Source organism: Cupriavidus sp. 01L46 (assembly GCF_056399905.1).
This window is the reverse complement of sequence record NZ_JBFTSF010000287.1, coordinates 1-7,622: the sequence shown is the minus strand read 5'-3', so window position 1 is coordinate 7,622 and position 7,622 is coordinate 1. Positions and strand designations below refer to the sequence as shown.

General features: G+C 66.8%; 5 protein-coding genes and 1 pseudogene. 4 read left to right on the top strand and 2 right to left on the bottom strand.

The window, feature by feature from the left end:
- Nucleotides 1-998: pseudogene (locus tag AC1DS3_RS31745) on the bottom strand (indolepyruvate ferredoxin oxidoreductase family protein); the annotation flags it as partial.
- A 116-nt stretch (nucleotides 999-1,114) separates the two neighbouring features.
- Between AC1DS3_RS31745 and AC1DS3_RS31740 the strand changes: the two are divergent.
- From AC1DS3_RS31740 to AC1DS3_RS31725, 4 genes are all read left to right on the top strand, one after another.
- On the top strand, nucleotides 1,115-2,062 hold the full coding sequence (locus tag AC1DS3_RS31740; protein WP_441634129.1) for a LysR family transcriptional regulator: 948 nt from the start codon (nucleotides 1,115-1,117) through the stop codon (nucleotides 2,060-2,062).
- 218 nt (nucleotides 2,063-2,280) lie between these two features.
- On the top strand, nucleotides 2,281-3,801 hold the full coding sequence (gene adh, locus AC1DS3_RS31735) for an aldehyde dehydrogenase (protein WP_477128692.1): 1,521 nt from the start codon (nucleotides 2,281-2,283) through the stop codon (nucleotides 3,799-3,801).
- Between the two features lie 112 nt (nucleotides 3,802-3,913).
- Nucleotides 3,914-4,942: an alcohol dehydrogenase AdhP gene (gene adhP, locus AC1DS3_RS31730; RefSeq protein ID WP_441634133.1), complete on the top strand. Its 1,029-nt coding sequence runs from the start codon at nucleotides 3,914-3,916 to the stop codon at nucleotides 4,940-4,942.
- Between the two features lie 57 nt (nucleotides 4,943-4,999).
- A complete protein-coding gene (locus AC1DS3_RS31725; protein ID WP_441634135.1) occupies nucleotides 5,000-5,392 on the top strand; it encodes a DUF779 domain-containing protein in 393 nt (130 codons plus the stop codon).
- A gap of 52 nt (nucleotides 5,393-5,444) precedes the next feature.
- Here the strand turns inward: AC1DS3_RS31725 and AC1DS3_RS31720 are convergent, their stop codons facing one another.
- Nucleotides 5,445-7,388, bottom strand: a complete 1,944-nt coding sequence (locus tag AC1DS3_RS31720) for a sigma-54-dependent Fis family transcriptional regulator (protein WP_477109274.1) — start codon at nucleotides 7,386-7,388, stop codon at nucleotides 5,445-5,447.
- Nucleotides 7,389-7,622 lie beyond the last annotated feature (234 nt).

Below are 7,622 nucleotides of genomic sequence, written 5' to 3'. Positions count from 1 at the left end.
TGCGCGTCCAGGGGCCACACGCAGCCCACCTTGAACACGCGGATGCCGATGCGGCGGCAGGTATCGTCGTCCAGGCCCAGGTCCGACAGTGCCTGGCGCACGTCGAGGTAGGCCTTGCCGGCGGTCATGATGCCGAAGCGCGCGTTGGGCGAATCCAGCACCACGCGGTTGAGCTTGTTGGCGCGGATATAGGCCAGCGCCGCATACCATTTGTGGTCGAGCAGGCGGGCTTCCTGCGCCAGCGGYGGATCTGGCCAGCGGATATTGAGGCCGCCCTCGGGCATGGCGAAATCCTCCGGCAGCACAATCTGCACGCGATCCGGGTCGACCTCCACCGAGGCGGTGGATTCCACCACGTCGGTCACGCATTTCATCGACACCCACAGGCCGGAGTAGCGGCTCATGGCCCAGCCATGCAGGCCGTAGTCGAGGTATTCCTGCACATTGGACGGGTACAGCACCGGGATGCCGGAGGCCAGCAGCACGTGCTCGGACTGGTGCGCCACCGAGGACGACTTGGCGGCGTGGTCGTCGCCCGCCAGCACCAGCACGCCGCCGTGCTTGGCGGAGCCGGCCGAGTTGGCGTGCTTGAGCACGTCGATGGAGCGGTCCACCCCCGGGCCCTTGCCGTACCACATCGAGAACACGCCATCGCGGGTCGCGTCGGGAAACAGGTTGACCTGCTGGGTGCCCCACACGGCGGTGGCGGCCAGGTCTTCGTTCACGCCGGGCTGGAATACCACGTCGCTGGCGGCCAGGTGCTTCTTGGCCTTCCACAGCGCCTGGTCCAYGCCGCCCAGCGGGGAGCCGCGGTAGCCGGAGATAAAGCCCGCCGTATTCAGCCCGGCGGCAAGGTCGCGCGCCTTTTGCAGCATGGGCAGGCGCACCAGCGCCTGGGTGCCGCTGAGATACACGCGGCCTTTTTCCAGGGTGTATTTATCGTCAAGGGAAACCGACGCTAGCGCATCTTGCTGGGCTGAGGATAGGGGGGCATTCATCGATGCTGTCTCCGTGTGCTCTTGTGGGCTGTCGCTGAGTGTAGGAAGGCTGGCCGATATCGTAAAATCATGAATTCAGAGAGCAGGTATCTGAAAAACACATATCGGAGCGGCATATGGCGAAAGAGCGGCACGGGAAGGAAGACGGCGGGCAGCGCATCGCCAAGGAAATCACCTTGCGGCAGTTCCGCTATTTCGCCGCGGCGGCGGAGACTGGCCAGTTCTCCATGGCCGCCACCGCCGAGCATGTGTCGCAATCGGCCATTACCAATGCCGTGCTGATGCTGGAGCAGCAGCTTGGCGTGCGCCTCTTTGACCGCCTGCCGCACGGCGTGGCCCTGACGCCGGAGGGGCACCGGCTGCACCAGCGCGCCCGGCAGATCCTGGATGCCGTGCAGGACACCCTGCGCGAGCCGCGCTTCCAGGCGCACAACCTGAGCGGCACGGTGCGCCTGGCGGCGTCCTACACCGTGCTGGGCTACCTGTTGCCGGGCCTGCTGGCGCGGTTTCGCACCAACTACCCGGATATCGATTTCGACCTGCACGACATGGACCGCCCCGGCATCGAGCGCGCGGTACTGGCCGGGGAGATCGAGCTTGGCATCGGGCTGCTGTCCAATATCGAGAGGCTGCAACGCTTTGCCCACCACACGCTGATCCGCTCGCGGCGCCAGCTATGGGCGTCGCCGTCGCATCCCCTGCTGGCGTTGCCCAGGCTGACGCTGAAGGACATTGCGGCGCATCCCTACATCCTGCTGACTGTGGATGAAGGCGAGCGCTCCACGCTGCGCTACTGGCGCAGCAAGCGGCTCGCGCCTTCGATCGCGTTTCGCACCAGTTCGATGGAGGGGCTGCGCGGGCTGGTGGCGCACGGCTTTGGCGTGACCGTGCTGTCCGACATGGTGTACCGCCCGTGGTCGCTGGAAGGCAAGCAGATCGAGGCGCGGCCGATCGCCGAAGGCGTGCCGGACATGGAGCTGGGGCTGCTATGGCAACCGGGGCGCAAGCTGGACAAGCCAGCCGACGCGCTGCGGGAGTTCCTGATCCACGCCAGCGGCAGCTAGGCGGCAAGCCCCTGTGCCAAGGCGCCACACGCTGTTCCAGATTGGTACACCTTGGCGCACGGCGGCGCACTGGAAGCCGCCTGCATAGCCCCTCGCCTGCCAGCTTTTACGTGGTTTCACCGTTTTCGCAGCGCCGTGTCCGCCAGGCACAGCTTTTGCGGATGGATGCCTGTGCGCAAACAACGCGGCACGACAGACATCACGAGACGGAGAGAGACATGAACATGGCGGAAATCGCCCAGCTGGGCGTTGCGTATCCCTACAAGGAACAGTACGAAAACTATATCGGCGGCGCCTGGGTGGCCCCGGCCGATGGCCAGTACTTTGAAGCGATCTCGCCGGTCACCGGCAAGCCCTTCACGCGCGTGCCGCGCTCCAACCAGAAGGACGTGGACGCCGCGCTGGACGCCGCGCACCGCGCCAAGGGCGCCTGGGGCCGTACCTCCACCACCGAGCGCGCCAATATCCTGAACCGCATCGCTGAGCGCATCGAGGCCAACCTGGTCACGCTGGCGGTGGCCGAGACCATCGACAACGGCAAACCCATCCGCGAAACCACGGCGGCCGACCTGCCGCTGGCGGTAGACCACTTCCGCTACTTCGCCGGCTGCATCCGCGCGCAGGAAGGCGGTATCTCCGAGATCGACCACGACACCGTGGCCTATCACTTCCATGAGCCGCTGGGCGTGGTSGSSCAGATYATCCCGTGGAATTTCCCGCTCCTGATGGCCRCGTGGAAGCTCGCGCCCGCGCTGGCCGCCGGCAACTGCGTGGTGCTCAAGCCCGCGGAGCAGACCCCGGCCTCGATCCTGGTGCTGATGGAAATCATCGGCGACCTGCTGCCGCCGGGCGTGCTCAATGTGATCAACGGCTTCGGGCTCGAGGCTGGCAAGCCGCTGGCCTCCAGCTCGCGCATCAGCAAGATCGCCTTTACCGGCGAGRCCACCACCGGCCGGCTGATCATGCAGTACGCCTCGCAGAACCTGATCCCGGTTACGCTGGAACTGGGTGGCAAGTCGCCCAACATCTTCTTCGAAGACGTACTGTCCGCCGACGACGCGTACTTCGACAAGGCGCTGGAAGGCTTCGCCATGTTCGCGCTGAACCAGGGCGAGGTCTGCACCTGCCCGTCGCGCGCGCTGATCCAGGAATCGATCTACGAGCGCTTCATGGAGCGCGCGCTCAAGCGCGTGGCGGCGATCAAGCAGGGCCACCCGCTCGACAAGGCCACCATGATCGGCGCGCAGGCTTCGCAGGAGCAGCTCGAGAAGATCCTGTCGTATATCGACCTGGGCAAGCAGGAAGGCGCGCAATGCCTGATCGGCGGCGAGCGCAACGCGCTGGGTGGCGACCTTGCGAGCGGCTACTACGTCAAGCCCACGGTATTCTCCGGCCATAACAAGATGCGCATTTTCCAGGAAGAGATCTTTGGCCCGGTGGTGTCGGTGACCACGTTCAAGGACGAGGAAGAAGCGCTGGAAATCGCCAACGACACGCTCTACGGGCTAGGCGCCGGCGTATGGACGCGAGACGGCGCGCGCGCCTTCCGCATGGGCCGCGGCATCCAGGCTGGCCGCGTGTGGACCAACTGCTATCACGCCTACCCGGCGCATGCGGCATTTGGCGGCTACAAGCAATCCGGCATCGGGCGCGAGAACCATCGCATGATGCTGGACCACTACCAGCAGACCAAGAACCTGCTGGTGAGCTACAGCCCGAACGCACTCGGCTTCTTTTGATACAGAGCAAGAATGGGCGCTCCCGCCCATGACATGATCGACATGGCGCCCGCCCCTGCCGGCTTACCGCCGCGCGGCGCGGGCGTCCCTGCCAACAGAACCAGGAGTCGAGATGACAGCGATGATGAAAGCCGCCGTGGTGCGGGAGTTCGGCGCCCCGCTCACGATCGATGAAGTGCCCGTGCCGCAGCCCGGGCGCGGCCAGATCCAGGTCAAGATTGAAGCCTCCGGCGTATGCCACACCGACCTCCATGCCGCCGAAGGCGACTGGCCGGTCAAGCCAACCCTGCCCTTCATTCCCGGCCACGAAGGCGTGGGCTATGTCTCGGCGGTAGGCGCGGGCGTGAGCCGCGTGAAGGAAGGCGATCGCGTCGGCGTGCCCTGGCTGTATAGCGCCTGCGGCTACTGCGAGCACTGCCTGCAAGGCTGGGAAACCCTGTGCGAGAAGCAGGAAAACACCGGTTACTCGGTCAACGGCGGCTATGGCGAATACGTGGTAGCCGATCCTAACTACGTGGGCCTGCTGCCGGACAGCGTGGGCTTCGTGGAAATCGCGCCGATCCTTTGCGCGGGCGTGACCGTCTACAAGGGCTTGAAGGTCACCGATACGCGGCCTGGCCAGTGGGTCGTGATCTCCGGCATCGGCGGGCTTGGCCATGTGGCGGTGCAATATGCGCGCGCCATGGGGCTGCGCGTGGCGGCGGTGGATATCGACGACAAGAAGCTCGAACTCGCCCGCAAGCTCGGCGCCGAGGTCACGGTCAATGCGCGCACCACCGATCCCGTGGCGTTCCTGCAGAAGGAAATCGGCGGCGCGCACGGCGCGCTGGTCACGGCGGTCTCGCCCAAGGCATTCGGCCAGGCGATCGGCATGGTCCGGCGCGGCGGCACGGTGGCGCTCAACGGCCTGCCGCCCGGCGACTTCCCCACGCCGATCTTCGACGTGGTGCTCAAGGGCATTACCATCCGCGGCTCCATCGTCGGCACCCGCAGCGACCTGCAGGAGTCGCTAGACTTTGCCGCGCATGGGGCGGTCAAGGCGACCGTGTCCACCGCGCCGCTGGAGAAGATCAACGAGATCTTCACGCGCATGCGCGCCGGCGATATCGAAGGCCGGGTCGTCATGGACTTTGCTGCTTGACGTTTGCCATCTGAAGTTGCCGTCCGAAGTTGCCAACCGAAGGCAAGGAGCCGCCCGATGCCCGACACCCAGTCACCTGACGCCGTGCAGCGCGTCGTCGCCACGCCTGCCGCGCTGGCGCTGATCGAGCGCCTGCGCGCGCAGCACGGGGCGTTGATGTTCCACCAGTCGGGCGGCTGCTGCGACGGCAGCGCGCCAATGTGCTACCCGGACGGCGACCTGATCATTGGCGAGGCCGATGTCTGCCTCGGCGAGATCGGCGGCGCGAAGTTCTACATGACGCGTGCGCAGTTCGAGTACTGGCAGCACACGCGGCTGGTGATCGACGTGGTGCCGGGATCGGGCGGGATGTTTTCGCTGGAAGGGCCGACCGGGTTGCGGTTCTTGACGCGCTCCGAATTGTTCAGCGATGACGAGGCGGCGCGCCTGGAGCGGGAGCCGGCGCCGTGAAGCGGCGGCATGACGTGAAACCGGCGCCAGTCCGCCGTGCATTTGCTGCGCTTTAGCTGCGCTTTAGCCGCCGGTAAATCGTATTGCGCGACAAGCCAAGCTCGCGCGCGGCCAGGCTGACATTGCCGCCGTGGCGCGCCAGCGCCTGGTGGATCATGGCGGCTTCCCGATCGCGCAGGCGCTCGGGGGTACCGGCGGGCATCGAGGGCGCCGGGGACATGAAGGCTGGCGCGGCGTCCCTGTCCTGCGCGAACGTCGGCTCGCGCTCAAAATCCTCCGGCAAATGCTCCGCGCGGATCTCGCCTTCGCCTTCGGCCATGATGGCCGCGGTGCGCAGCACGTTGACCATCTGGCGCAGGTTGCCCGGCCAGGGATGGCGCTGAAAATGCGCCAGCACGTCCGCGGCAACGCGGGTTGGATGCGCATCACCGTGCTCGCCATGCTCCGCCTGCGCGAGTTGCTGCGTCAGGATGCGCTCCACCAGCACCGGCAAGTCCGTGCGGTCGCGCAGCGCCGGCAGCGTCACCGATAGCGCATTGATGCGGTAGTACAGATCCTCGCGGAAGGTGCCCGCCGCGATCATCGCGCGCAGGTCGCGGTGGGTGGCGCAAATGATGCGCAAATCCACGGGGATTGCGCGGGCGCCGCCCAGCGGGGTCACCGCGCGCTCCTGCAGCACGCGCATCAGCCGCACCTGCTGCGCCAGCGGCATGTCGCCAATCTCGTCAAGGAACAAGGTGCCGCCGTGCGCCTGCACCAGCTTGCCCGGGCTGCCGCGCCGCCGCGCGCCGGTGAAGGCCCCGTCCTCGTAACCGAACAGCTCCGCCTCGATCAGGGACTCCGGGATCGACGCGCAATTGACGGCGACGAAGGGCGCGGCGCTGCGGGGCGAATCGCGATGGATGGCGCGCGCCAGCCACTCCTTGCCGGTACCGGTGCGGCCCAGCACCAGGATGGGAATATCGCGTCCGCGCACCTTGTCGACCCGCTGCAGCACGGCGGCCATGCGGGCGTCCCCGGTATCGAGAGCGGCCAGCGCCGAGGCGTGCGCGAGGGAAGATGCCGGGGCCGATGGACGTGCGGCCGGCGCGGGCGCGCGACGCAGCGGCGCGAGCAGCGCCATCCGAGCAAACACCAGCACGCGGCTTGGCAGGGTCAGYGTCAGCAACTCGCCGCACGCCTGCGCCCCCTCTTTGAGCGCGGTGCCCAGCGGCATGCCGAACAAGGCGGCAAAACTCTGGTGGTTCAGCGTATCGGGCGACAAGCCGAGCTGGAACAGCCCGCTGCGGTTGGCCGCCAGGAAGGTGCCATCGGCCGAGAACGCCGCCATGCCTTCGAACAGCGTGCCGACGAACTCCGGCCGCGCATGAAAGCGCACCAGCGCGGCATCGGTGAAATGCGTGGCGAACAGATGGTTCTCGATCATCTGCGCCGACATGCGCACCAGCGCCATGGTGTGCTTGTGGAAGCCGCGATGATCGCCGCTGACATCGAGCGCCCCCAGCACCTGGCCAAACGGCCCGGAGATCGGCACGCAGGAACAGGTCAGCGTGCGGTTGGCACGCAGGAAATGCTCGTCGGCGTGAACCACCGCGGGCTGGGCCTCGGCCAGCGCCGTGCCGATGGCGTTGGTGCCCTTGCTCGACTCCGCCCACGAGACGCCCGGCGCCAAGGCCACACGCCTGGCCCGGTCGGCAAAATCGCCGTCGCCCAGGCTGTGCAGGATCACGCCGCCGCTGTCGGTCAGCAGCACCATGCTCTCGGTATTGGCGATCTGCGCGTGCAGGGTTTCCATGACCGGCAGCGCGTGCTTGTACAGCAACTGATTGGCGTCGACCAGTTCGTGCAGCGCGCGCTTGCCCAGCGATTGGTAGTCCGCCGCATGGGTGGCTTCGAGGCCGAAGCTGGTGGAACGCGCATGCGCGCGGGCAATCAGGATGCGGCGCTCCGGATCGGCGTCCGGCGTTGCGGCGTGGCTGGCAAGCGTGCTGCTCATGACGGCAGGTCTCCTGTTCTGGATCCCGGCTTGGCCGGGTCGGGCCGTCTTTCGTGCCGGCCTGTCTGGCGGCGTGGCGACCTTGCCGCCAAACCTTATCACATGCCGCTAGCGCAACGTGCACGCACCACCCGGAAGTCGGGTGTAAAGTACTTGTTTGCCGCACGCGCGCTGCGCGCCCGGCCTCTCCCGTTTCACTCCCTCGAAAGGCGCACGATGAGCATTGTGATAGAT